The organism is Rhizobium sp. YTU87027, from assembly GCF_050644135.1.
GTDB lineage: Bacteria > Pseudomonadota > Alphaproteobacteria > Rhizobiales > Rhizobiaceae > Rhizobium.
In genome coordinates this window covers 2,219,924-2,245,047 of the sequence record NZ_CP098440.1, presented here as the reverse complement: position 1 = coordinate 2,245,047, position 25,124 = coordinate 2,219,924, and the positions used below count along the sequence as shown (strand labels likewise).

The 25,124-nt window shown below is 60.1% G+C and carries 25 protein-coding genes; 15 read left to right on the top strand and 10 right to left on the bottom strand.

What is annotated here, in order from left to right:
- Nucleotides 1-18 precede the first annotated feature (18 nt).
- Both NBG89_RS11225 and puuD read right to left on the bottom strand, forming a co-directional pair.
- Nucleotides 19-450: a COG3650 family protein gene (locus tag NBG89_RS11225; protein ID WP_431320025.1), complete on the bottom strand. Its 432-nt coding sequence runs from the start codon at nt 448-450 to the stop codon at nt 19-21.
- The gene (gene puuD, locus NBG89_RS11220; protein ID WP_431320024.1) at nt 447-1,685 is read right to left on the bottom strand and encodes a urate hydroxylase PuuD; all 1,239 of its coding nucleotides are present in this window, start codon (nt 1,683-1,685) and stop codon (nt 447-449) included. Before puuD ends, NBG89_RS11225 begins: the two co-directional genes overlap by 4 nt.
- 745 nt (nt 1,686-2,430) lie before the next feature.
- Between puuD and NBG89_RS11215 the strand changes: the two genes are divergently transcribed.
- Nucleotides 2,431-2,763, top strand: a complete 333-nt coding sequence (locus NBG89_RS11215; RefSeq protein ID WP_431320023.1) for a hypothetical protein — start codon at nt 2,431-2,433, stop codon at nt 2,761-2,763.
- On the opposite strand, the gene NBG89_RS11210 is transcribed toward NBG89_RS11215, so the two are convergent.
- Complete coding sequence (locus NBG89_RS11210) at nt 2,760-3,665, bottom strand: LysR substrate-binding domain-containing protein (RefSeq protein WP_431320022.1); 906 nt, start codon at nt 3,663-3,665, stop codon at nt 2,760-2,762. The genes NBG89_RS11215 and NBG89_RS11210 overlap by 4 nt on opposite strands.
- A 101-nt stretch (nt 3,666-3,766) precedes the next feature.
- On the opposite strand from NBG89_RS11210, the gene NBG89_RS11205 reads away from it, so the two are divergent.
- Nucleotides 3,767-3,970 carry a hypothetical protein gene (locus NBG89_RS11205; RefSeq protein WP_431320021.1) on the top strand — a complete coding sequence of 68 codons (204 nt, stop codon included), beginning with the start codon at nt 3,767-3,769 and terminating at the stop codon, nt 3,968-3,970.
- Between the two features lie 33 nt (nt 3,971-4,003).
- Here NBG89_RS11205 and xdhB read toward each other — a convergent pair whose 3' ends face one another.
- Genes xdhB through NBG89_RS11190 form a run of 3 tightly spaced genes read right to left on the bottom strand, consistent with a single transcriptional unit; the run spans nt 4,004 to nt 8,620 of the window.
- Nucleotides 4,004-6,343 carry a xanthine dehydrogenase molybdopterin binding subunit gene (gene xdhB / locus NBG89_RS11200; protein WP_431322669.1) on the bottom strand — a complete coding sequence of 780 codons (2,340 nt, stop codon included), beginning with the start codon at nt 6,341-6,343 and terminating at the stop codon, nt 4,004-4,006.
- Nucleotides 6,343-7,809 (bottom strand): xanthine dehydrogenase small subunit, encoded by a 1,467-nt coding sequence (gene xdhA, locus NBG89_RS11195; protein WP_431320020.1) that lies wholly within the window; start codon nt 7,807-7,809, stop codon nt 6,343-6,345. Before xdhA ends, xdhB begins: the two co-directional genes overlap by 1 nt.
- Nucleotides 7,810-7,843: 34 nt before the next feature.
- Nucleotides 7,844-8,620, bottom strand: coding sequence for a 3-hydroxybutyrate dehydrogenase (locus tag NBG89_RS11190; protein ID WP_431320019.1), 777 nt, complete (start codon nt 8,618-8,620; stop codon nt 7,844-7,846).
- A 177-nt stretch (nt 8,621-8,797) separates the two neighbouring features.
- On the opposite strand from NBG89_RS11190, the gene glpK reads away from it, so the two are divergent.
- Entirely contained in the window at nt 8,798-10,291 is a 1,494-nt protein-coding gene (gene glpK / locus NBG89_RS11185) for a glycerol kinase GlpK (RefSeq protein WP_431320018.1), read from the top strand.
- A 124-nt stretch (nt 10,292-10,415) separates the two neighbouring features.
- Here the strand turns inward: glpK and NBG89_RS11180 are convergent, their stop codons facing one another.
- Nucleotides 10,416-11,495, bottom strand: coding sequence for a helix-turn-helix transcriptional regulator (locus tag NBG89_RS11180; RefSeq protein ID WP_431320017.1), 1,080 nt, complete (start codon nt 11,493-11,495; stop codon nt 10,416-10,418).
- A gap of 93 nt (nt 11,496-11,588) precedes the next feature.
- Entirely contained in the window at nt 11,589-12,059 is a 471-nt protein-coding gene (locus tag NBG89_RS11175; RefSeq protein WP_431320016.1) for a DUF995 domain-containing protein, read from the bottom strand.
- Between the two features lie 278 nt (nt 12,060-12,337).
- Here NBG89_RS11175 and NBG89_RS11170 point away from each other — a divergent pair, with 278 nt between their 5' ends.
- From NBG89_RS11170 to map, 7 genes are all read left to right on the top strand, one after another.
- Nucleotides 12,338-13,279, top strand: a complete 942-nt coding sequence (locus NBG89_RS11170) for an MYG1 family protein (protein ID WP_431320015.1) — start codon at nt 12,338-12,340, stop codon at nt 13,277-13,279.
- 196 nt (nt 13,280-13,475) lie between these two features.
- Entirely contained in the window at nt 13,476-13,850 is a 375-nt protein-coding gene (locus tag NBG89_RS11165) for a YciI family protein (protein WP_088695253.1), read from the top strand.
- Nucleotides 13,847-15,106 carry an RNA polymerase sigma factor gene (locus tag NBG89_RS11160; protein WP_431320014.1) on the top strand — a complete coding sequence of 420 codons (1,260 nt, stop codon included), beginning with the start codon at nt 13,847-13,849 and terminating at the stop codon, nt 15,104-15,106. Before NBG89_RS11165 ends, NBG89_RS11160 begins: the two co-directional genes overlap by 4 nt.
- A gap of 101 nt (nt 15,107-15,207) precedes the next feature.
- The gene (locus tag NBG89_RS11155) at nt 15,208-15,675 is read left to right on the top strand and encodes an SRPBCC family protein (protein WP_431320013.1); all 468 of its coding nucleotides are present in this window, start codon (nt 15,208-15,210) and stop codon (nt 15,673-15,675) included.
- A 29-nt stretch (nt 15,676-15,704) separates the two neighbouring features.
- Entirely contained in the window at nt 15,705-16,121 is a 417-nt protein-coding gene (locus NBG89_RS11150; protein WP_431320012.1) for a DoxX family protein, read from the top strand.
- 151 nt (nt 16,122-16,272) lie between these two features.
- Nucleotides 16,273-17,334, top strand: coding sequence for an LLM class flavin-dependent oxidoreductase (locus NBG89_RS11145; protein WP_431320011.1), 1,062 nt, complete (start codon nt 16,273-16,275; stop codon nt 17,332-17,334).
- A 105-nt stretch (nt 17,335-17,439) separates the two neighbouring features.
- Entirely contained in the window at nt 17,440-18,198 is a 759-nt protein-coding gene (map, locus tag NBG89_RS11140) for a type I methionyl aminopeptidase (protein WP_088695258.1), read from the top strand.
- Between the two features lie 4 nt (nt 18,199-18,202).
- On the opposite strand, the gene NBG89_RS11135 is transcribed toward map, so the two are convergent.
- Complete coding sequence (locus NBG89_RS11135; RefSeq protein WP_431320010.1) at nt 18,203-18,772, bottom strand: PadR family transcriptional regulator; 570 nt, start codon at nt 18,770-18,772, stop codon at nt 18,203-18,205.
- A 128-nt stretch (nt 18,773-18,900) separates the two neighbouring features.
- Here NBG89_RS11135 and NBG89_RS11130 point away from each other — a divergent pair, with 128 nt between their 5' ends.
- The 3 genes from NBG89_RS11130 to NBG89_RS11120 all read left to right on the top strand — a co-directional run bounded on the left by NBG89_RS11130 (nt 18,901) and on the right by NBG89_RS11120 (nt 22,549).
- Nucleotides 18,901-20,106, top strand: a complete 1,206-nt coding sequence (locus NBG89_RS11130; RefSeq protein WP_431320009.1) for a YbfB/YjiJ family MFS transporter — start codon at nt 18,901-18,903, stop codon at nt 20,104-20,106.
- A gap of 127 nt (nt 20,107-20,233) precedes the next feature.
- Nucleotides 20,234-21,499 carry a peptide antibiotic transporter SbmA gene (gene sbmA, locus NBG89_RS11125; RefSeq protein WP_431320008.1) on the top strand — a complete coding sequence of 422 codons (1,266 nt, stop codon included), beginning with the start codon at nt 20,234-20,236 and terminating at the stop codon, nt 21,497-21,499.
- A gap of 156 nt (nt 21,500-21,655) precedes the next feature.
- On the top strand, nt 21,656-22,549 hold the full coding sequence (locus NBG89_RS11120; protein ID WP_431320007.1) for an amino acid ABC transporter substrate-binding protein: 894 nt from the start codon (nt 21,656-21,658) through the stop codon (nt 22,547-22,549).
- A 71-nt stretch (nt 22,550-22,620) separates the two neighbouring features.
- Here the strand turns inward: NBG89_RS11120 and NBG89_RS11115 are convergent, their stop codons facing one another.
- On the bottom strand, nt 22,621-23,619 hold the full coding sequence (locus NBG89_RS11115) for a polysaccharide deacetylase (RefSeq protein WP_431320006.1): 999 nt from the start codon (nt 23,617-23,619) through the stop codon (nt 22,621-22,623).
- Between the two features lie 117 nt (nt 23,620-23,736).
- On the opposite strand from NBG89_RS11115, the gene NBG89_RS11110 reads away from it, so the two are divergent.
- Both NBG89_RS11110 and NBG89_RS11105 read left to right on the top strand, forming a co-directional pair.
- Nucleotides 23,737-24,321 (top strand): NnrU family protein, encoded by a 585-nt coding sequence (locus tag NBG89_RS11110; protein ID WP_431320005.1) that lies wholly within the window; start codon nt 23,737-23,739, stop codon nt 24,319-24,321.
- A gap of 104 nt (nt 24,322-24,425) precedes the next feature.
- Nucleotides 24,426-25,109 (top strand): tetratricopeptide repeat protein, encoded by a 684-nt coding sequence (locus tag NBG89_RS11105; protein ID WP_431320004.1) that lies wholly within the window; start codon nt 24,426-24,428, stop codon nt 25,107-25,109.
- Nucleotides 25,110-25,124: the final 15 nt, after the last annotated feature.

Below are 25,124 nucleotides of genomic sequence, written 5' to 3'. Positions count from 1 at the left end.
TGTTGCGCGGCGTTCGCGTCAGGGCGCCGGCTGGGCGGCAATGGCCGCCGGAGCGTCGGCGCAGCCGTACATGGTCTTGTCTGCGAATACCAGAACCGCGTTCAGTGTGTAGTGGCGATCGGACATGCCATCTGAGCAATCCCCCTTGGTCAGTGTCAGCTTGAAGGGCGTCGGTCCGTCGGCGATCGCCCAGGTGGCGCGATCCTTGTCGATGACCGGGCCGGGGTTGGCGATCTTGACGTCCTCCGTTCCCGGGCGGCTGAAGGTGAGGCCGTCGGTGCGTATCTTGATCGCCCAGAAGGGCTCCGTGCCGAGCGCGTTGAGATCGCCCGCAAAATCGCCTGCAGGTGCCGTCGGGCTGCCCTTGGCTGTCGTTGCGTCCGCACTGCTCTGGCCGCATGCGGTCAGAGTGGACGCAAGGAGCATGAAGCGAAGGGCGGCTGACATCATTCCTGTTTGCCTTCGACTGCGCTTTCGAACCAGGCGACGAGTAGCTTGCGCTCATCCGGGGTGACGTCAGTCACGTTGCCGGGCGGCATGGCGTGGCTGCGGCCCGCCTGTATATAGATCTCGCGCGCATGAGCGGCAATTTCCGCGTCGGTTTCAAGAAGGACGTTCTTTGGCGGTCGCGCCAGCCCCTCATAGACAGGCTCGGCGGCATGGCACATTGAACAGCGCGTACCGACAAGCTGCTTGACCGCCGGGAAATGCGCGTCGCCGGCGAATTGCTGGAAGGCGGGAGCAACTGCCTGCGCATCCTTCTCGCCGGTCAGCACCTTGGGCACCGTGGACAGCCACATGATCAGGATGAAGAGGATGACGGTGACGATCCAGGTCCAGGTCGGGCGACCCTTGCGGGCGTGCGTCGTGTTGAACCAGTGGCGGATTGTGACGCCCATCAGGAAAACGAGAGCCGCGATCACCCAGTTGTAGGCGGTGCCGAAAGCCAGCGGATAATGGTTCGACAGCATGAAGAAGATGACAGGCAGCGTCAGGTAGTTGTTATGAAGCGAACGCTGTTTGGCGATCGCACCGTATTTCGCGTCGGGCGTGCGCCCGGCGATCAGATCGGCGACCACTATCTTCTGGTTCGGGATGATGATCATGAAGACGTTGGCCGACATGATCGTTGCCGTAAAAGCGCCGAGATGCAGGAAGGCGGCGCGCCCGGTGAACAGCTGCGTATAGCCCCAGCCCATGAAGACGATCACGGCATAGAGCACCGCCATCAGGCCCCAGGTGTTCTTGCCGAGCGGCGACTTGCACAAGAGGTCGTAGATGATCCAGCCGACGGCGAGCGAGGCAAGCGAGATCAGGATCGCGACCGGGGCGCTGATGTCGAGCACATGGCGATCGATGAGGAAGAGGTCGGCGCCGCCATAGTAGACGATGCAGAGCATCAGGAAGCCGGAGAGCCAGGTGAAATAGCTTTCGTACTTGAACCAGGTCAGGTGCTCCGGCATTTGCGCCGGGGCTACGAGATACTTCTGGATATGGTAGAAGCCGCCACCGTGAACCTGCCACTCCTCGCCATAGGCGCCGGGTGGAAGATGCGGCCGCTTCACCAAACCGAGGTCGAGTGCAATGAAGTAAAAGGACGAGCCGATCCAGGCAATCGCGGTTATGACGTGGAACCAGCGGGCCGCAAAGGCCAACCATTCCCACGCAATGGCATATTCATACATTGACTTCCCCTGTTCTTCTCTCGACTCGTCACATTGCAGAAAGTCGTGCCCGGAGGAAAGGGGATTGGCGGCTCGCACCTAGCTATTGGCGAGAGAATAACCTGCACTCGATCGCGGTAACGAACTTTTGAAAAGGTGACCCGGAAGCATCCACGCAGTCCCGGGCTCAAAACCTGATGGGAAAGGCCAGGCCTGTTGTTTTGATTTCAGCTCGGCTAGAGATCAAGGCGGTGTGAAGCATGCCGACCCGGGAGACGGTGATCGACAGGACGGTCCAGCCCCTGTAGCCGATTGCGTCGAATCTCGCGTCTGTCCGGTCTTGTCCTTCAAACGCGAACGAACTCGATCCGGATGGGGCCGTAATACACAAACATATCAATGTCCGAGCACTGATCTTGTGGATCTCGCCGCGCAATCAGTTTCTCTGCCCGAACTTGATGTTCCCCGGCATGCAGCAAGACCGGGGTTAAAACGCCGCGCACTAAGCCAACATATCGACGTTTTTTCATCGGATGCTCGTCCGTACTGGAGATGTCAGCCATCGCGGAGACGGCTTGCCAACGGTCGATCGGTGAACACCGCGAATGGTAAAGCATCTTTGAAAATGCGGTTCGTCTACGCCGCCTTGCAGCACGCAAAGTGGCTTGAAATGTAACGGTTCGATTACAATTTCACTTTGAGGCCGTCGGGATGAGGTGGAAACCGCTTCATTCCGGCGGCGCATTCATCAACGGAGAAGATGCCAATGCGCAGCATTCTTGTGTGGGTGATGATTGCATTCGCGTCCGGCGCTTACGGCCATGACGCGCCGTCCGGCTGGAGCTATGAGCCCTTCTGCTGCAACGGCGATAGCGAAACCGGGGATTGCCAGATGATCCCGCCGAAAAGTGTGGCGATCACGCCGCGCGGTTATCGGGTGACGCTTCTGCCGGGCGATCACCGGCTTGTCACGCACGCACATGTCTTCCTGCTTCCCATGGGGAAGGCGATGCGTTCCGGTGACGGGGATTATCATCTTTGCCTGTTCCCGAACGAGGATACACCGCGCTGTTTCTACGCCCCGGAAATGGGGTATTAGATGCCGTTGGTGCCAGTGACGTTCATCTCCTCGAGAATCCAGTTTCGAAATGCCTTGATCTTCGGAACGTTGCGACGGCTCTCCGGATAGGCCAGCCAGTAGTCTCGCCCGTCATTGGCCGTTAGGGCAAACGGCTGATAAAGCCGTCCCGCGGCAATGTCCTCCAGGAAGTGGCCGGGGCTCAAAATAGCGACGCCTTGGCCGGCCATGGCGATATTGGCGTCCAGCACCTGAGTGCCGAATTCATTCTTCGGAAACTTCTCCAGGCCCGGCTTATCGACATCGGCGGCTTTGAACCACTGCAGCCACCACGGATCCCTCGCACTTATCAGTGTCAGACGCAGCAGATCGGCGGGCGTGTTGATGCCGCCGGCCTTCTCGGCCAGCGCCGGACTCAACATCGGCGTGAAATCGAGACTCATGATCTTATGTGCGGTCAGACCCTGCCAGTCGCCCTTGCCCCAACGAATGGCGATATCGGCGGCCTCGCGATTGAAATCCACCAGCGATCCCGAGGTGATTAGCCGTACAGCGATATTTGGATGCTTCAGCTGAAACGAGCCGATATGGCGTGACAACCATTGTTGCGCAAATGTGGCCGTCGAGTGGATGATCAGCGTGTCCTCGATCTGCTCGCGAACCGACGCCATCGCGTCATGCAACATCGCGAAGGCTTCTGTCACCTTGGGCGCCAACCGCTCGCCAGCGTCGGTCAGCGCGATCTGACGCGGACGCCGCAGAAAGAGCGGCTCTCCGATATTCTCCTCCAGCAGTTTTACCTGGTAGCTGACGGCCGTTTGCGTCATGCCGAGCTCGTCGCCCGCCTTGGTGAAACTGCCGAGTCGCGCGACGGCCTCGAAGACCCGCAAGGCGTTCAACGGAAACTGCTTCGACAGCTTCATGGATAAGCTCTCTTTATGCATCCAGATGATCGTTCGATTGGAATTGCAGCATTTATTGGCGCAACCTGCAACCTAATAGATCAGATTATTGAGGTGATGTCATGGATTGCGCTGCTATCGAGCAGGACAAGCAAGCAAGGGCTGCCCGGGCTTCCAGTTGGCTGTCCGACCTTGGCCGGAGACTGCTGCGTCGGCTTTCGGGATGGGACCGGCTGGAGCTCGAGGGTATGCCGGATCGCATCAAGCGCGACCTCGGTTTCATGGACGGGCGCGAGCCGCGCTGCGACATCGAGTTCCTGCGGTAGCCGTGAGGCAGCATTCAAGTGCTGCCCTTTTTGCTAGACTTTCTTCATTCGCTCGACGGCCATCAGTACGCGCTCGGGCGTTGCCGGTGCGTCGATCCGAGGGCAGACCTTGTAGTTGGCGACACTGGCGATGGCCATCGACAGCGCTTCCAGTACCGAAATCGCCAGCATGAAGGGTGGTTCGCCCACCGCCTTGGAGCGGCCGATCGTGGCTTCGGTATTTTCAGACCATTCCGCCAGCCGGACGTTGAAGCTCTTCGGGCGATCGGAGGCGAGGGGGATCTTGTAGGTCGAGGGCGCGTGCGTTCGCAGCCGACCCTTCTCGTCCCACCACAGCTCTTCCGTTGTCAGCCATCCCATGCCCTGAACGAATGCCCCCTCGACCTGACCGATATCGATCGCCGGGTTCAGTGAGCGACCGACATCGTGGAGAATATCGGTCCGTTCGATCATGTATTCGCCGGTCAGCGTATCGATCGATACTTCCGAGCAGGCCGCGCCATAGGAATAGTAATAGAACGGTGTGCCACGGCCGGCCGCGCGATCCCAATGGATCTTGGGCGTCTTGTAGAAGCCCGCGGCGGAAAGCTGGATGCGGGCGAAATAGGCCTGCTTGATGAAATCGGGGAAGGCAAACTCCTTGTCGCCAACCCGGACGCGGTTCGGCAAGAAGACAACGTCCGTCGGCGGCACGCCCCATTTTTCGGCGGCAAAAGCGACCAGCCGCTCCTTGATCTGGCGGGCGGCATCGTAAGCTGCCATACCGTTCAGATCCGATCCTGACGATGCTGCGGTGGCCGAGGTGTTCGGGACCTTGCCTGTCGTCGTGGCCGTGATCTTTACCCGCTCGATGTCGACCTGGAAGCCGTCGGCCAGCACCTGCGCCACCTTCGTGTAGAGACCCTGGCCCATCTCCGTGCCGCCATGGTTCAGGTGGATCGAGCCGTCTTGATAAACGTGAACGAGGGCGCCCGCCTGGTTGAAAGCGGTCATGGTGAAGGAGATGCCGAACTTCACCGGTGTCAGTGCAATGCCCTTGCGGATATAACGGTTATTGCGGTTGAACTCGACGATTGCGTTGCGGCGCACCTGATAGTCGGCGCTTTCCTCAAGCTCGTCGACGATGCGACCGATTATGTTGCCCTCGACCTCCTGATGATAGGGGGTGAGCGTGCGACCCGAGCCGGGTTGTCCGTAGAAGTTCAGCTTGCGGATCTCAAGCGGATCCTTGCCGACGGCGTAGGCAATTTCTTCGATGAAGCGTTCCGCACCGAGCATGCCTTGCGGGCCGCCGAAGCCGCGGAAGGCGGTGTTCGAGACCGTGTGCGTCTTCAGAGGCTTCGATGCCAGGTGAACATGCGGATAGAAGTAGCTGGAATCCGCATGAAACAGCGCGCGGTCGGTAACAGGCCCCGAGAGATCGGACGAGAAGCCGCAGCGGGCAGCGTAGGTCGCATCGACCGCGTGGATCCGTCCGTCGTTGTCGAAGCCAAGTTCGTAATCGACAAGAAAATCGTGGCGCTTGCCGGTTGCGGCCATATCCTCGTCGCGGTCGGGCCGGAACTTGATCGCACGCTTCAGCTTCTTGGCGGCGATTGCGGCAAGGGCTGCGAACTGGTTGCCCTGGGTTTCCTTGCCGCCGAAACCGCCACCCATGCGGCGGACATTGACTGTCACCGCGTTCGACGGGATATCGAGAATGTGTCCGACGATATGCTGGATCTCGCTCGGATGCTGGGTCGACGACCAGACGGTAACCTCGTCGTCTTCGCCGGGGATTGCCATGGCGATATGGCTTTCGAGATAGAAATGCTCCTGGCCGCCGATCCGCATCTGGCCCTTCAGGCGCCGCGGTGCATTGTCCATTTCCGACTTTGCATCGCCGCGCTGCAGGGTCATCGGTGTGATGACGAGGGGGCTGCCGTTGGCAAGCGCGCCGTCGATATCGCTCCAATGCGGCAGGTCGCGGTATTCGATGTTCGCCTTACGGGCCGCCCGCCGGGCAATCTCGCGTGTCTCGGCAATGACGGCGAAGATCGGCTGGTTGTGAAATTCGACCTTTTTCTCGGCGAGCAACGGTTCGTCGTGGCTACCGTTGGAACTGACGTCGTTGACGCCTGGGACGTCCCTGCCGGTGAACACCCAGATGACGCCCGGTGTTGCTTCGACCTCCGAGAGATCCATGCTGACGATCTCGGCGTGCGCCCGGTCGGACAGGCCCAAAGCGCCGTGCAGCAGGTCGACAGGCTCAGGAAGATCGTCGATGTAGTCGGCAGAGCCAGTCGCATGCTTGTGCGCGGAATCGTGGCGCTGCTGATCGTGCATCGCGCCGTTGATGATGAATTTGGGATCGGCGAAGCTCGACTTGTCCATCATGCCACCTCTTCGAAGCGGTGGAGTTCAGCGGGTGCGCCTGATGTTTCCAGGAAGAATCGCGTCAGCAGATTTTTCGCCGTCAGCTGGCGGTATTCGGCCGTTGCGCGCCAGTCGGTCAGCGGCTGGAAGTCGGCGTCGAATTCTGCCCGGGCCGTCTCGATCGTCTGTTCGGTCCAGGGTTTGCCCATCAGCGCGTTCTCGACGTGGCGCGCGCGCTTCGGCGTTGCTGCCATGCCGCCGAAGGCGATCCGGATATCGTTGACGTCGCCTTCGTCGTCCAGCGTGAGATAGAATGCTCCGAGAACCGCGGTGATGTCCTCATCACGGCGCTTGGTGACTTTGTAGACGGCAAACTGCGTGTCCTCGGCAGGATAGGGGACGAAGATGCTCTCCACGAATTCGCCCGGGCGCCGATCCTGCTTGCCGTAAGCGATGAAGAAGTCCTCGAGCCGCAGCATGCGTGCCCCGTCCAGAGACCGCAGCGTCACGGTGGCGCCAAGGGCAATCAAGGGCGGTGGCGTGTCGCCGATCGGCGAGCCATTGGCGATATTGCCGCCGATCGTGCCCATGTTGCGCACCTGATCGCCGCCGATGCGGTTGATGAGACGGCCAAGTGTAGGCACCTTCCTGGCTATGGTCTCGAATGCGCGGCTGTAGGTAACGCCTGCGCCGATGGTAAAGCCGCCATCGCCCGCGGTGATCGATTGCAGATCGGTCAGATGGTTGATGAAGACAACCGGATCCAAGGCACGCATCTGCTTGGTCACCCAGAGCCCTACGTCGGTCGATCCCGCGACGATGGTGGCGGCAGGCTCTTCGGCCAGAACGCGTGCCAGCGCGTCTAGCGACCCCGGCAGGACCAGCCGTCCCTCTGTCGAAGTGATCGAGATGGTCTGGCTGCTTCGCATCGCCCAGAGGCGCGAGATGATTTCGGAGCGGGTCTTCTCGAGCGGGTCGAAGAGCGCGCTCGGACGGGTGTAACTCACCTGCTCGGCGGCCTTCACGATCGGCTCATAACCGGTACAACGACAGAGATTGCCTTGCAGCGCCTTTTCGATATCGGCGCGGCTCGGCTTGTCGTTGGAAAGCCAAAGGCCATACATCGACATGATGAAGCCCGGAGTGCAGAACCCACACTGCGAACCGTGGCAATCGACCATTGCTTGCTGCACCGGATGCAGCGTGCCGTCCCTGGCAGCCAGATGCTCGACGGTAACGACATGGGTGGCGTTCAGCGATCCCATGAAGCGGATGCAGGCATTGACGGACTCATAGTGCAGTTTGCCGTCGATCAGCCGTCCGACGAGGACGGTGCAGGCGCCACAATCACCTTCTGCGCATCCTTCCTTCGTGCCGGTCAGCCGGCGCTTCAACCGGAGATAGTCGAGAAGCGTCTCGGTCGGCCGGACATCGCTGAGCGTGACGTCCTCGCCATTCAGGATGAAGCGGATGCTGTCGGTCATATCGTTCCCAGGTTTTTATCTTTGTTTTGAATGGTTATGCCGCAGTCCAGCCACCGTCAATCGAGATATGGGTGCCTGTCACCTGCCGGGCTTCGTCGCTTGCGAGGTAGAGGGCCAGCGCGCCAATCTCTTCCGCCTTGACGAACTCATGCGTCGGCTGGGCCTTGAGGATCACCTCGGTCTTGACCTGTTCCTCGGTCATGCCGCGTGCCTTGGCCGTATCCGGTATCTGTTTCTCGACGAGGGGCGTCAGCACATAGCCCGGGCAGATCGCGTTCACGGTCACGCCAAATTCGGCAAGTTCGAGCGCCGCGGTCTTCGTCAGGCCTAATATACCATGCTTTGCCGCGACATAGGCGGATTTGAACGGCGACGCGACCAGGCCGTGCGCGGAGGCTATGTTGATGATGCGGCCCTGCTTTTTCGCCTTCATCAGCGGAATCGCCGCCCGCATCGTATGAAACGAGCTGGAGAGATTGATGGCTATGATCTGGTCCCACTTTTCGATCGGGAAATCCTCGATCTTCTCGACATGCTGAATGCCGGCATTGTTGACCAGCACATCCACGCTGCCGAAGGTCCTGGCCGCTGTCTCGATCAGATCCGCGATTTCAGCCGGCCTTGCCATGTCCGCCGGATGATGGATCACCTTCGCCTTCGAGACTGATTCAAGCTTCTCGACTATCGTCTTGATTTCCTCGGGCTTTCCGAAGCCGTTGATGATGATGTTGTCGCCCTTGCCGACAAAGGCTGTCGCAATCGCAAGCCCGATGCCGCTGGTGGATCCGGTGACGACGACTGTTCTGGCCATTCTCTTCTCCTCAAGCCTTTTTGCGACGCAATGGAGGTGAGGTTATGCGCAAAGCATCGCTGCTGGCAATTGCGCTGCTGCCAAATCTCTTGTGTCGAAGAGAGGCTGGGTGCTTTCCTCGCTCGCCCTCCTGTCCTATTGATTTTTCCCGACAATCACGATCAGCGGGGGGCAGGCATGAGCGGATATGTTCTGGCAATCGATCAGGGGACGACATCGACACGGGCGATCGTCTTCGACGATAAGATGCAGATCGCCGGTGCGGGCCAGAAGGAATTCCGCCAGATTTACCCGCAATCCGGCTGGGTCGAGCACGATCCCGAGGAAATCTGGGATTCCGTTGTCTCGACCATCAAGACGGCGATCCGCGAGGCGAGAATCGAGGCAAAGAACATTGCGGCGCTCGGCATTACCAACCAGCGCGAGACCGTTGTCGTCTGGGAGCGCGAGAGCGGCAAGCCGATCCATAACGCGATCGTCTGGCAAGACAGGCGTACGGCCAGCGACTGCGACAAGCTGAAGAGGCAGGATCTCGAAAAGACCTTCACCAGGAAAACCGGCCTTCTCCTCGATCCGTATTTTTCCGGCACCAAGCTTTCGTGGCTGCTCGCGAACGTCAAGGGCGCGCGGGCGCGCGCCGCGAAGGGGGAGTTGTGCTTCGGCACGGTCGATACCTTCCTGATCTGGCGGCTGACCGGCGGCAAGGTGTTCGCGACCGACGCGACGAATGCGTCCCGCACGCTGATGTACAACATTGCCGACAATACCTGGGACAAGGATCTGCTTGATATCCTGCGTGTTCCGGCGGCGATGTTGCCCGAGGTGAAGGACTGCGCCGATGATTTCGGTACGACCGAGAAGGGGATACTTGACGCGGAGATCCCGATCCTCGGCGTTGCCGGCGATCAGCATGCCGCAACCATCGGGCAGGCCTGCTTCGAGCCGGGCATGATGAAGTCGACCTACGGCACCGGCTGCTTTGCGCTGCTCAACACCGGCGGCGACATGGTTCGCTCGAAGAACCGGCTGCTGACGACGATCGCCTATCGGCTGAACGGCGAGACGACCTATGCGCTCGAAGGATCGATCTTCATCGCGGGCGCTGCGGTGCAATGGCTTCGTGACGGGCTCGGCATCATCGATACGGCCGCGCGTACCGGCGAGCTTGCCGAGGCCGCAGATCCGACGCAGGAGGTCTACCTCGTTCCGGCCTTCACCGGCCTTGGCGCGCCGCATTGGGATGCGAATGCTCGCGGCGCGATTTTCGGCCTGACGCGCAACAGCGGCCCGAGGGAATTCGCGCGTGCCGCGCTCGAGGCTGTCTGCTACCAGTCGCGTGATCTGCTCGACGCCATGCACAAGGATTGGAAGGGCGGCGTGGAGAGCACTGTTCTTCGCGTCGATGGCGGCATGGTTGCTTCCGACTGGACGATGCAGCGGCTTGCCGACATTCTCGACGCGCCCGTCGACCGGCCCGTCATCCTCGAAACCACGGCGCTTGGCGCCGCATGGCTTGCCGGCAGCCGGGCCGGCGTCTGGCCGGATCGCGCGGGCTTTGCCAAGAGCTGGAAGTGCAACCGCCGTTTTGAACCCGAGATGGATGAGAAGACGCGCGTGGGAAAGCTCAAGGGGTGGCGTAGTGCCGTCAAGCGTACGCTTGCCGATCTGTGACGGGCGCGGGTGTCGCTTGGTTGGGGATCAGGCATCTTTTCTGTATGGTCGCCAATCCGCTGTGCCGTTGCGTGGCGGTTTCGATCGGGCGGCCGCCTAGCTCTGCATTCGCGCGTAGACCGGTTTATTTGCCAAGTCCCACGACAAGGCGGGCGAGATCGATCTGACCACTCGTTCCGGTCTTCTCGAAAACCGTGTGGAGCTGAGCGCGGACCGTACCGACGGAGACGTTTCGGGCCTTGGCGACAACTTCCACACTCTGGCCAAGCCCGATCTCGCGCGCGACGCTCGCCTCGGCAGGCGTCAGGTCGAACAGACCCGCAAGGAGGCCGTCGTCGACCTTAGCCTCCCTAATCGCCGGAGTTATCACAAGAAGCAGGTCCGCAGCGGCGAAAATGTCATGGGCCTCGCCGGCGATCGGCAATGCATGGACGACCATTGCCGGGTGTTGTTCGTCGGCGGCGATCGGAAAGGATCCGCCCAGCTTCACGACGCCGCCCTCGATCAGCGCCTGCCAACGGGCTTCCGTGGTTCGCTGTGCAAAGACCAGCCTGTGACGCGAGTCACGGATGACCTCCGGTATCAGCCTACTGAAGCCGCTGTTGGCAACGATCAGCTTTCCGTTCCTCAAAGCGCCCGCCCAGATCCCAAGGCTCTCCAGCGCATCGACCGTAGACTTGATCTGTTCAAACTTGAGGCGCGACGCAAGCAGGGCCGCTCGGGCAAGGTGAGGCCGTAACTCAGTGAGACGACCTGTCACCTCGCTCGGCAGCGGCCCCTCCTCGAAGCTCCGATGCACCGACAGTTTTATGATGTCCCCGGACGGCGAACTGATCGATGTTCCGGTATGCCAGAAGCAGCCGTAGCGTCGCATGAACCCTTGATAATAGTCGCTTTCCATCATCTCTTCGACCGACATCACCTCGGTATCCATCAGGAAGCGAGGCTCGCTAAACTTCCGAACACGTTCCTCGTTCAGAAGATAAGGATTACGAGCGATCCAGTTCTCGCTGACATAAACCTCCATTTTCGGAACCGCAGAGTCGTTTCCGATCCAACGGAGTTCCCCTCCCGGAGGCATTCCCATCAGCACACCGTCTTTGCAATGGCTCCGCAACGCAAGCTGGTCCAAAAGCCCGCGCCCCTTCCATAAGTCCGGTATTGCAGCGGCCTCGTAGATTGAGGCTATGAATTCATAATCCATTTCCGCCCCTCTTTTCCGCGCACTTTAACACAGGCGGAAACGACGGGACATCAGCGGAACTTGAGACGAACCGAACCTGGTGAGCAGGAGCACTTACTTCTTTAGCTTTGCCTTCAGCGCATCGATCTTTTGAGAGATCGTGTCGCCATCAGACAACTTCGGCGAGAATTTCGCGTATTTCCCGCCCTTGCTCGTTTCGGCGCGATAAACCGTTTGGGACTTGCCTTGATCGTGCGCCCAGGCTTGACAATCGTTTGACTGAGAGGTCCCCCAGGATCCTTCCCAGTGGTTCGATACACATAGCTTGCCGTCGGATGCCGACCATGTGCCCTCGGCATAGGACGGGCCGTTACCGGTATAGCCTAGCATCTTCCCTCCTTCGCCAAGGTACCAGGCAATCGGCTTCATTTTCCCATCCTGGCCCTTTTCCTGAAAGGAATAGGTCTTTCCGGCGAACATAGCGTTGATCTCGGCTGCAGACAGCGGCGTCGCCCCCTTTGGCAAAGCCTGTGCATGAGCGACAGCGGGTAACGCCATCAGCAGCACCAGAGAAATCGACCGCATTTCCTCCCTCCTGTCGCTTGATATCTGGTATCGGGCTCACGACCCCTCGATCAAGGCAGGATAGCGAGGCATTAGCCGCAGCGCATATATCAAGTGATATAGACCGCATGGAGCATGAAGTCCGGCGGATGCCGGCGAGGGCGCCGTCGTGTGGGTTGCCGTCTTCGATCGCGAACCAAAGAAGGAATTGGCCAATGACGGGTTGAGATAGCAGCCAGCAAGGGTTATGTGCTGCCGACCGCAAGCGGCCGTCGCAAACAACCAAGGCGCATCCTGGCATGACACCAGATTTCCTCGTCACCCATTCCGGTGGTTTCCATGCCGATGAAGTGCTGTCGAGCGTCATCCTGACCAGGCTTTTCCCGCAGGCCCGTCTGATCCGCAGCAGGGCACCAGAGTGGATCACGCCAGGCGCCGATCGCATCATCTATGACGTCGGCGGCGGATATGACCCCGCTTTGCGTCTCTTCGACCACCATCAGCGTGGTGCGCCGCTGCGCGAGGATGGGCAGCCCTACAGCTCGTTCGGTCTGATCTGGAAGCACTACGGCCGCGACTACCTGGTTGCCACAGGTGTTTTCGAAGCCCACGTCGATGCATTGCATGCCTCGTTTGATCTCGCCTTCGTGCTGCCGATCGATCTGACCGATAATGGCGCGCTCAGCCCCTCGGGGCCGCTGGCCGGATTGACCTTGCCGGCCTTGCTCGAAACATTGAAGCCGGTGTTCGATGAGACTGATCCGGATGCTGAAAATCTGAGATTTCAGGATGCAGTGGCCGTCGCTCGAAGTTTCGTCGACGCGAAGATCGCCCAAAGCGCTGCGAAATTGCGGGCCGAGGCGCTTGTCCTGCAGGCAATCGAGCGCACGGGGCCGGGGCGCGTCCTCGAACTTCCGGCTGGAATGCCTTTCCGTCCCGCGATCGTTAAGGCGGGCGCCGACCATCTTCTCTTTGTCGTTCACCCGCGAGAAAGGGATTGGTGTGTGACCGGCATTCGCCGTGGGGACGAGGGGTTTGAGCTTCGCGCGGATCTGCCGGCTGCCTGGGCCGGCCTGACCAATCACGATCTGGAGGCTGCTTGCGGCGTGGAAGGCGCAACGTTCTGCCACAACGGCCGCTTCGTTGCAGCAGCCAAGACCCGCGGGGCTGCATTGGCTATGGCTGAGTTGGCGGTGCAAGACGCCGTTGCCGTCGGCTCGGTCCAAACAGATGGGAACTGAGGTAGCGTAACGCTTCTCGGGCTGGTGGTCTTGAGAGGGCAGCGGCGTAGGCGCCGTCTGCCTGGTCTCATATCGCGTTCGCCATTCCTGCTGCTCCTGACGAGCACTCAGCATCTCCTTCTGCACGCTACAATTTTTTGCTGCGTCCTGTCGGATGTCGCGCTACTCCTTCGTCATTCAGGAAGAGGAGCAAGACATGCTTTATGCAATCCTTTGTTACGCCAATGAAGAGACCGTGTTCTCCTGGACCAAGGAGGAAGAGGACGCCGTGATGGCGAAGCTCTACGCCGTCCAGGCACCCTTGGCAGAACGCGGCAAGCTTGGCCCTGTCGGCCGGCTGATGCCAACGACGGCGGCGACGACTGTGCGCAAGGGCAAGGAAGAACCGCTCGTTCTTGACGGTCCCTTCGCGGAAACGAAGGAAGCGCTTCTCGGCTTCTACGTGGTTGATTTCGATACTCTGGAGGAGGCCGTCGCCTTCTCCAAGGAGCTTTCCACCGTCAATCCCGGTTCCACCTCTTATGAAATTCGGCCGTTCTACGTGTTCCGGCCGGGAGCTTCTGCGACATGACAGACATTGCCTGGATCGACGTGACGCTTGCTTCGGCCCGACCGAAGGCGCTTGGCGCGCTGCTCAGATACTTCCGCGATCTCGATATCGCGGAAGAGGCCTTTCAGGAGGCCTGCCTGCGCGCCATCCGCACCTGGCCGGACAAGGGGCCGCCGCGCGATCCGACGGCATGGCTGATCTTCGTCGGCCGCAACAGCGGCATTGACGCCGTGCGCAAGCGCTCAAAGACGCAGGCGCTTCCGGATGAGGAACTGATCTCCGATACCGGCGACGCGGAAAGCGATATTGCAGAACGGCTGGACGATTCCAACTATCGCGACGATATCCTGCGGCTGCTCTTCATCTGCTGCCATCCAGATCTGCCGGCGACGCAGCAGATCGCGCTGGCGCTGCGCATCGTCTCGGGTCTTAGCGTGCAGCAGATCGCTCGTGCCTTCCTCGTCGGCGAAAGCGCCATGGAACAGCGGATTACACGGGCCAAGGCGCGGGTTGCCAAGGCAGGTGTGCCCTTCGAGACGCCGGATGCGCAGGAACGTGCCGAGCGGCTCTCGATCGTCAGTACGATGATCTACCTCATCTTCAACGAGGGCTACAGCCAGGCCGATCCGAAGCACGAGGCCTGTGCGTTCAGCGACGAGGCGATCCGGCTTGCGCGGCTTCTACTGCGCATTTTTCCCGGCGAGCCCGAGCTAATGGGGCTGCTCGCGCTGATGCTCCTGCAGATTTCGCGGCGCCAGGCCCGTTTCAACGGCGAAAACGATATCGTGCTGCTCGAGGATCAGGATCGCTCGCTTTGGAACCGCGAGCTGATAAATGAGGCGCTGGCGTTGCTCGACAAGGCGATCCGCCATCGCCAGCCGGGGCCTTACCAACTGCAGGCCGCCATCGCGGCACTGCATTCCCGCGCCGAGCGCGCCGAAGATACCGATTGGGAAGAGATCGAGCTGCTTTATCGGACGCTGGAGCGTGTTCAGCCGTCGCCCGTCATTACGCTCAACCGCGCTGTCGCCGTCTCCAAGCTCAAAGGACCGGAAGTGGCGCTGGCGCTCGTCGAAACGCTCGGCGAGAAGCTCGACGGCTATTTCTACTATCACGGTCTGCGTGGCGGCCTGCTGAAGCAACTCTGCCGCGCCCATGAGGCGCATGAGGCCTTCGATCGCGCCATCGCGCTTGCTCACTCGGCAGCGGAAGCTGCGCATATCCGCCAGCAGATCGACAGCCTCGCCCATGGGGCTGCGCAGCCGGTCGCGAAATAATCTTTAAAAAGATCCTATCCGGTTGTCGGAACCGGAAAAGCTCCCACGTCCTTGTAACAACCTGATCGAAAACAGGTTTCGTTCAACAGGAGAATGCTGAAATGACCGAGGAAGCTCAACACGAACTGGTTCTCGTCCGCGAATTCGACGCCCCGCGCGAGACGATTTTTAAGGCCTGGACGGATCCCGTGCTGATGAAGGAGTGGTTCGTTCCGCGTCCCTGGAGCATCGCGGACGCCAAGCTCGACGTACGTCCGGGCGGCTCGAACCTCATTGTCATGCGCAGCCCCGAGGGCCAGGAATTTCCAAACCGCGGCGTCTATCTGGAGATCGTCGAGAACGAAAAGATCGTTTTCACCGACGCCTTCACCAGCTCCTGGGTGCCGTCTGAAAAGCCGTTTTTCGTCGGCATCATCCTGCTCGAAGACCTCGGCAACGGCCGAACGAAATACACCGCCAAGGCCCGGCACTGGACGTCCACCGACAAGGAGCAGCACGAGCAGATGGGTTTCCACGAGGGCTGGGGCAAATGCGCCGATCAGCTCGCCGAACTCCTTCCCAGGATCTGAAATCGGACTTGAAATAGGGGGATAGAGGGATGTCCGCAATTGTTGATTCAACTGCCCGGCTTCCGCGCTGGCAAACCGTCACCGGCACTGTCATGAGCGGGTTGATCGTGGCCTTCCTCGTTTTCGACGGGGCGATCAAGCTGGTGCCGATCGCGCCGGTCACGGATACGATGACCGCGCTCGGCTACTCGGGCGATCCGATGCTTGCTCGCGGCCTCGGCATCGTGACGCTGTTGTGCGCGCTGCTCTATGCAATCCCGCGGACGTCGGTACTCGGGGCAATTCTGCTCACAGGTCTGCTCGGCGGCGCGATCGCGACGCATCTGCGCGTCGGGAGCCCGATCTTTTCGCATTTGCTGTTCGGCGTCTATCTCGGGCTGATTGCCTGGGGCGGCCTTTATCTGAGATATGAGGCCGTTCGGAAAATGATTCCATTCAAGCTTTGAAGTCGTTGATTTCAGAATCAGAATTCCGCCGCGATCCCAAGTCGTGGCGGACTACCTATCGATATTCTCGAACGATCGCTTCCAGAATTTGTATTTGCGCCGAGGTCGCTCCGTCCCTATCTCCATCTGTAGATTCAACGGGATGCGAGCCATGGAACTAGGCCTTTACACCTTTGCCGACGTAAACCCGAGTCCTAACCGAAGCAAGGGTGAGGAGGGGGTAGAGCGCCTGAAGCATCTGCTTGAGGAAATCGAGCTCGCCGATCAGGTCGGGCTGGATGTCTTCGGGTTGGGCGAGCATCACCGGCCGGACTATGCGGCCTCCGCTCCCGCCGTTGCGCTGGCTGCCGCTGCCGTGAAAACCAAGAATATCCGGCTAACCAGCGCCGTGACGGTCTTGAGTTCGGACGATCCGGTTCGGGTCTTCCAGCAGTTTGCGACGCTCGATCTGCTTTCCAGCGGACGCGCCGAAATCATGGCGGGACGAGGCTCGTTCATCGAGTCGTTTCCTCTGTTCGGCTACAATCTGGAGGATTACGATCAGCTTTTCGAGGAAAAGCTCGATTTGCTGATGGCGCTCCGCGATCAGGAAACTGTCACCTGGTCGGGTGAATTGCGCGCGCCGATCAATGGACGTGGCGTCTATCCTCGTCCGCTGCAGGACCCATTGCCCTTGTGGGTCGCCGTCGGCGGCACGCCGCAATCGGTTGCCCGCGCCGGTGCCATGGGCTTGCCGGTAGCACTGGCGATCATCGGCGGCGAGCCGCGACGCTTCGCACCGCTGTTTGATCTCTACCGCGAAGCAGCGCGCCGGGCCGGGCAGGAGGGATCGAAGCTGAAGACCAGCATCAACGTGCACGGCTTCATCGCAGATACCACGGATGCCGCGGCCGATCAGTTCTACGGCCCGCAGGCCGAGGTGATGAACCGGATTGGCCGCGAGCGTGGCTGGGGGCCAACCAACCGGGCACATTTCGATATGTCGTGCGGACCGAACGGTGCGCTCTTCGTAGGTGAGCCGGAACTGGTGGCCGAGAAGATCATCACGCATCATCGGCTGTTCAAGAACGACCGCTTTTTGCTGCAGATGGCGATCGGCCTGATGCCCCACGACCAGATCATGCGCGGCATCGAGTTGTATGGCACGAAAGTCGCGCCAATCGTCAGAAAGGCATTGACTGAAAGCAGCCAAGAGGCGAAAGCCACCGCCTGAAGCTAGAGCATGATGCCGAAAGGATGAATTGGATTCCGAACGCCGTCGTGCTCTCATCCTGATCGAGAGCCGGCCGACCGGCCCCAGAAGGCCGGGTAGACATCCATGATCATTGAAAGCGAAGACGAACTCCTCAAGCTGAAGGAAATCGGCCGAATCTGCGCCAACGCCTTGCAGGTGATGAGCGCATCGCTTGAGCCCGGCATCACGACACTGGAGCTCGATCAGATCGGCCGCAAGGTGCTTGAAGATGCCGGCGCGCGTTCCGCGCCCGAACTTTGCTATCAGTTTCCGGGCGCGACCTGCATCAGCGTCAACGAGGAAATCGCCCACGGCATTCCGGGACCGCGCATCATTCGCCCGGGGGATCTGGTCAATATCGACGTATCCGCGGAGAAGGACGGCTTCTTTTCCGACACGGGCGCGTCGTTCAGTGTTCCACCTCACAAGTCAAAGATCGAAAAGCTCTGCCGTGATGGCAAAAGGGCGCTGTGGGTCGGCCTCAATCAGGTGAAATCGGGCGAGCCGCTCGCCAAGATCGGACAGGCGGTCGGCGCCTTTGCCCTGAAGAACCGCTATACCCTCGTCGCCAATCTGGCGAGCCACGGGATCGGCCGCTCGCTGCACGAGGAACCGGCCGAACTCTCGACCTGGCCGGATCCATCCGAGAAGCGGATGATAACGGAGGGCCTTGTCTTCACTGTCGAGCCGTTCCTTTCGCTTGGTGCAACTTGGGCGGAGGGGGGCGACGACGCCTGGACGCTCTACTCGGACCCGCAGGCTCCGACCGTGCAATACGAACACACGATCGTCGCAACGCGAAATGGTCCGTTGATCATGACGCTGCCGGAAGGCAGCGCCTGAGCCTTCACTCGCCCGAACGTCCGCCGGCAAGAATTTCACCGGCCGCGCGCTCGAGAATACCGGCGATACGCTTGGCCTCCTCTTTCGACCAGGGATAGCGCAGCCGAAGTGCGGATTTCAGCAGCATGCGTGCAGTTGCGACCTCGCTCTTGTCTTCCGGGAAGCCGTCCTCGTCCCGATCGCCATTGCGGCTCTCGGGGTCGAAGATCCTGCGGACATGCGCCATCTTCGCGCCGATTTTTTCCAATTTTCCGAGCGTCATGTCGATCATCGACTGGTTGTCTTCGACAAGCCTGCGACCGCTCTGCGTGATGCGGTAAAGCTTCTTGGTGCCTTCGCTCTCGACGTCGGCAAGGCCGGTCTCTTCCAGGTAGGTTAGCGCCGGATAGATTACGCCGGGGCTTGGAACATAGAAGCCGCCCGAGCGCTCTTCCAAGAGCTTGATGAGCTCGTAGCCATGGCGGGGTTGCTCCACCAGTAGGGCCAGGATCACCAGTTGCAGGTCGCCCGACGCAAATTTCCGCCCCATGCGAAAACCGCCGCCGCCCATCATTCCACCTCTAAAACCTCTCATAAGTCACTCCTTTGATGTATCTTTCACTATGTCGTAAAACATATATCGTAAGATAATCACTTTCAAGGGGCGTCGGCATGATTTCGTGCGATTGATCAATCGATCAGAAATTCTTGATTGTCGCCGCCATGCTGCAGCGCGATAAACACGCCATGTTGGCACGCAATGAAACTCTCCCCGAGAACCTGTTCAGGACCGGACTTGCAGGCGCGATCGCCATGGCAGCTGCCATGGGTTTTGGCCGCTTTTCTTACACCCCAATCCTGCCGAGCATGATTAGCGGCGTGCCGCTATCGGCCGCCGATGCAGGCGTCATCGCCTCTGCGAATTTCGTCGGCTATCTCGTCGGCGCGGTTCTCGCTGCCTATGGCTGGGCAACTGGGTGGGAGCGCAAGGTGGCGCTTCTTGCACTGGCGGCGACGGCGTTGCTTCTTGCGGCCATGGCCATGACGACATCCGTTCCGGCCTTTGCCGTCATTCGTTTCCTGGCGGGTGTTGCGAGCGCCTTTGCTCTCGTTTTCAGCTCGCAGATTGTGCTCAGCCACGGGGCCTTGGCCGGTAATGACCATGTGCAAGCGGCGCATTTCGGTGGCCCGGGTGCTGGCATTGCGCTCTCGTCCGTCATGGTTCTGCTGGTCGGGCTGCTCTTTGATGGAAGCGCAGACGCTTGGCGGGCATCCTGGATCGGCGGTGCCCTATATTCGGCCTTGAGCCTGATAGCGGTCTGGTGGTTGCTTCCGGCGGGGCCGGCTGCCGCGGCGCAGACTGGCAAGGAACCGCGGATCGCCTGGAGCGTCCCAATGCTGCTCGTGGTGGCGTCCTATGGCCTGTTCGGGTTCGGCTATGTGATTACCGGCACGTTTCTGGTCACGATCGCGCGCATGGACGCTGCCGGGCCGACGGTCGAATTTCTCTGCTGGTTCATCGCCGGTCTGACGGCGTCGGTGGCGCTCTTCGCCTGGAAGCCCTTCGTCCGTCCGCTCGGATTGGGGAGGGTGTATGTGGCCGCATTGCTGATCGAGGCCGTCGGGGTGCTGGCGACCGTTCTCCTGCCTCGCTCGGTGGCTCCGCTCATCGGTGGCGCCCTGTTTGGCGCGACCTTCCTCGCGATCACCGCCTATGGCCTACAGATCGGCCGCAAGCTCTCGCCGGCCAGCCCGCGGCGTATCCTTGCGACGATGACGGCGGCGTTCGGGGTCGGGCAGATCATCGGTCCCATCGTCGCGGGCTGGATGGCCGAGCGAACCGGCAGCTTCACGACGCCGACTTACGCCGCGGCCGCGGCGCTGCTGGTGTGCGCGATGCTGGTGATGCCGGTCGCCAGGAAGCTGTGATAGTGCCTTACAAGTGCGTAACAATAGGGTGAGCCCATTGCCGCCCTTTGCGAACTGCCGTAGTTTTCGCCGCAATTGGTCTGTTTAGAGACTCCGAAGACTCCAGTTCAGGAAAGCAAGCTCTCCCGTGTTCGTATCCTATTTCCCCAAGCCTAGGCTTTTCTTCATCTCAGCTGTCGCTTGGGCACTTCTGGCCGTTCTCTTTTGGTATTTCGTGGGCTCCAGCCTCGGTTCGGTGATTGGCCTCGCGCCACTGCCTCCAGGAGAGGAAGCTCCGATCGGTGTCTCGGTCTTCTGGTCGGCTCCATTCCTCTGGTTCTATATTTATTATACTGTGGCAGTCGCGCTCTTCGCCGCGTTCTGGTTCACCTACAGCCCGCATCGCTGGCAGTTGTGGTCGGTGCTGGGTTCCGCCCTGATTATCTTCAATACCTATTTCTCGGTTCAGGTGAGCGTTGCCATCAACGCCTGGTATGGGCCTTTCTATGACTTGATCCAGCAAGCGCTCGCGAAGACGGCACCAGTCACCGCGGCGCAGCTCTATCTCGGCATGTTGGGCTTTGCCGGCATCGCCTTCGTGGCAATCACCGTCGGCGTGCTCAACCTTTTCTTCGTCAGCCACTGGATCTTCCGCTGGCGCACGGCGATGAACGAATACTACATGTCGTACTGGCCGAAGCTTCGCCATATCGAAGGTGCTTCGCAGCGTGTTCAGGAAGACACGATGCGCTTCTCTTCGACGGTGGAAAGCCTTGGAGTCAGCCTTGTCAGCTCGGTCATGACGCTGATCGCCTTCCTGCCAGTGCTGTTCAAGATCGGCGCCAACATCACGGAATTGCCGCTGATCGGCGAGGTGCCGCATGCGCTCGTCTGGGCGGCACTGTTCTGGTCGATTTTCGGAACGGTTTTCCTCGGTTTGGTCGGTATCAAGCTGCCGGGCCTCGAGTTCCGTAACCAGCGTGTCGAGGCCTCGTACCGCAAGGAACTCGTCTACGGCGAAGACCACGCGGACCGCGCGACGCCGCCAACGGTGGCCGAGCTTTTTGCCAACGTGCGCCGCAACTATTTCCGGCTCTATTTCCACTACATGTACTTCAACGTCGCCCGCATCTTCTATCTGCAGGCCGACAACCTGTTCAGCCTCATCGTGCTCGTGCCGTCGATTGTCGCCGGCAAGCTGACGCTTGGCCTGATGACGCAGATCAACAACGTGTTCGATCAGGTGCGCGGCTCCTTCCAGTATTTGGTCAATTCGTGGACAACGATCGTCGAGCTGTTGTCGATCTACAAGCGCCTGCGCACCTTCGAATCCGCGATCGAGGGCGAGCCGTTGCCAGATATCGACCAGCGCTATCTGGAGCGCGAGGCGGGCATCATCCACGCCGACGGCTAATTCCGTCGGCTGCAGGAAACCGGAATGGGTCGCAAATGCCGTCATGCCGTTCGTGCCGCTTTTGCGCCGGCAGCTGCCTCGGTTGACAAATGGCGGGCGGCCCATAATCTGCGAGTACGCCTTTGAGGTTGTACTCGTTTTTCGGAGATGAGGATCATGCCTGTCGCAGAGTGCATGAGACGGTTTCTGCTGGCGAATCTTGCCCTTTGCCTTTCTGCTTTCGCGGCGGGTGCCGCGACGCTCGACTCGATCACCCAGCGCATGAGCCTGCGCATCGGCTATATCGCTGACGAGGCGCCCTTCTCCTCCAACAAGCCGGGCGCCGCTCCGACGGGATATGCTATCGACCTGTGCGGCAAGATTGCCGATGAAATAGCGCATCAGTTTCCGCAATTGAAGCGCGAATACATTGAGATGACGCTCGCGAACGGCTTCGATGCAGTGAAAAATGGACAGGTCGATCTGCTTTGCGGTGCGATCACCGTCAATTTGAAGAGGCGGGAGATCGTTGACTTTTCACAACCAATCTTCCTGACGGGGGCGACCGCGCTGCTCCGCAAGGATTCGCCGAATTATCTGCAGACTCTTTTTGTGGAAAAGCCCGCTGTTCGTGCCGTTAGCGAGCATGTTGCATCCACACGCGTAATCGGCGTGCGCGCAAGCACGACAACAGGCACAACGCTGCGCGAGGCATTGGCAACCCAGGTGTCGAAGACGAAACTTGCCGATTTCGAAACGCACGAGGACGGTCTCAAGGCGCTGGAGGATCACAAGATCGATGCCTATATCGCTGATCAGGCGCTGCTGATCAGCCTCGCCAAGCGGGCGCACGATCCGTCCTCACTCGAGATCGGCGATCGGCTCTTTACGCATGAACCCTATGCGATCGCGCTACCACGCGATGACGCCGATTTCCGCCTGCTGGCCGATCGGGCGTTGACGGAGTTCTATCTGTCGGAGGATTTTCTGCCGCTGCTGGAAACCTATTTCGGAGCCGAGGCGGCGCCGATGCTGCACACGCAAATCATCATGGAGCATGTGCCCGATTGAGAGCCCACGCGTCCAATCTCATGCGCGGCGTTTCTCATGCCCGGCAAAAGCATACGTGATGGCAGTACTTCCTATAGCCCTGACGTTTGCGTCTGTTCCTGCAACTTGCCGCGCGCCTCGATCATTGGAATAGCTTCGGAATAGCTGACGCAGGCGACGTCTGCGCGGTGACAGACATCGCTCACCAGCCGGTCGAGCGCGCGCCAGTAGGCGCCGCCGTTCATCTCGACGAAGTGGAAGCCGAGCTGCAGCGGAATACGGTTGCCCGTGTACTGCTTGTCGAACGCCTCCTTGAAGGCCGCATACGAACGCTCTTCAAATGCCTTCGAATCGGCCTTGTCCTCCTCGCCGTTGGAATGGCGAACGAAAAGGTTGTAGTCCATGCCGATGATGGGCTTCTCGCGCGGGCCTTCGGGAATCAGCGGCAGGCCGAAGCGGACGATGCCGGCCTCCTCAAGCGGCATGGCGGGTCCCTTGGTCACGAGGCTTGCGTCATAGGTGAAGCCGGCCTTTTTCTCCGCTGCTATCATGTCTGCGCCCGGCGTCGCCGAGAGGTAGGGGGCGCGGAAGCCGTGGATGCCGTGATCGACCAGGTCCTGCCAGCCCTTCGGCTCTTCGAGATCGACGCTCCTCCAGGCGCTCTTCAGTGTGGCGCGGAATGTCGCGAATTCCTTCGACCAGTCGGCTTCGCTCCACTGGCGGCCATCGAAATGGCCGCAAGCATGGCTCGATATGTCGTGGCCCTCGAGGTGGGCGTGCCAGATATTGCCGAGCCTCTGGCGGATCTCGTCGTCGCTCTGGGCAAAGCCGACGTTGGATTTGCCCTGTTTTTCATGCGGTGCCTGATAGGCCTTCTTGGCCGCCTGGTTCATCAGGAAGGTGCAGGAGAGGAAATAAGTGAAATGCGCGCCGTTCTTCGCGGCCATTTCACGGCTCTTCTGCCAGAGCGCGTTGTCGTGCGCGCCGTCGAAGGAGATGATAACCAGCTGTTTCGGCTGGTCGACTGCGCCCGCCGCGCTGGGAATGAGCAAAGAGAGGGCGAGGGAGGCTTTGAAAAACGAACGAAACATGGACACCGCGACAATTTGTTTGCGGTTTTCCTGTTACAGAAATGCGGCGAAGCTGCGGTGACGCTAGCGTTTTTGTGCCGCTGCGGCTAAGTCTCGGAAAACGCACAGGAGATCGCCATGGCATTGCTCGTCGTCGGTATTATCATTTTCCTAGGGCTTCATCTGATCCGTGTCATTGCGCCCGGTTTTCGCCAGTCCATGATCGACAGTCTTGGCGAGAACGGTTGGAAGGGCGTCTATTCGGTCGTCAGCATTCTCTCGCTGATCTTGCTCATCTATGGCTTCGGTCAGGCCCGACAGGTGACCGGCATTCTCTACACTCCACCGGTCTGGATGGCGCATATCACGCTGACCCTGATGCTGCTCGCCTTGATCTGTCTGGTCGCCTCGCTGCTGCCGATGGGGCATATCGCGGTCAAGACGAAGCATCCGATGGTGTTGTCGGTGAAGATCTGGGCTTTCGCGCATCTCTTGGCCAACGGCGAGACCTCTTCGGTGCTCCTGTTCGGTGCCTTCCTCGCATGGGGCGTCATCCTGCGCATTGCGCTAAAGCGCCGCGAACGGGCAGGCAGGCTTACGCTACGGCCCTTCGTCTCGGGGAAGTATGACCTCTATGCCGTGATCATCGGCGTCGTGGCCTGGGCACTTATCACGTTCAAGCTGCATGAGCTGTTGATCGGGGTGGCTCCGATCGTTATGTGACGAATCTTTCCAATCCCCCTTACAACTGCTGAAAAATGGGGTAGAAGGCCCCACAATGTGCGTGCAATCCGCATGTCGAAGCATATCCGCGCCCGGAGACGAGAATGGCATTCAACGACGACAGCTTCATTCGTGAAGTCAATGAGGAACTGCGTTCCGACCAGGTGAAAGGCGCATGGCGTCGGTTTGGTCGCTACCTGATTGCGCTCGCTGTCCTGATCGTGCTCGGTACCATTGGCTACAAGGTCTATGAATATTGGGACGATAACCAGTCCTCCGGCACGGGCGACAAGTTCATCGCCGCGATGAAGCTTGCCGATGAGAACAAACACGACGAGGCGCTGGCAGCGCTCGAGACGCTGGAAAAGGAAGGTCACGGATCCTATCCGATCCTGGCGCGGCTGCGCGCGGCCAGCGTGCTGGCCCAGAAGGGTGATACGGCAGGTGCCGTTGCCGCCTTCGGCGTGATCGGCAAGGACAATGCCGCACCGGCAGCCGTGCGCGATGCCGCCAAGATGCGCGCCGGCTGGTTGCTGATCGAGAGCGGCACCTACGATCAGGTTTCCGCACAGGTGGAGGAAATGGCTGTTCCCGGCAACGCCTTCCGCCACTCCGCCCGCGAAGCGCTTGGCCTTGCCGCCTATAAGGCCGGCAATATGACCCAGGCGCGCCAGTGGTTCCAGGCGATCGCCGACGATGCGCAGAGCCCGCGCAATGTTGCCAATCGTGCCCAGATGATGCTTGATAACATCACCGCATCCGGCAAGGCGCCCGCCGCACAGGGCTGAAAGTAAGGAATTTCA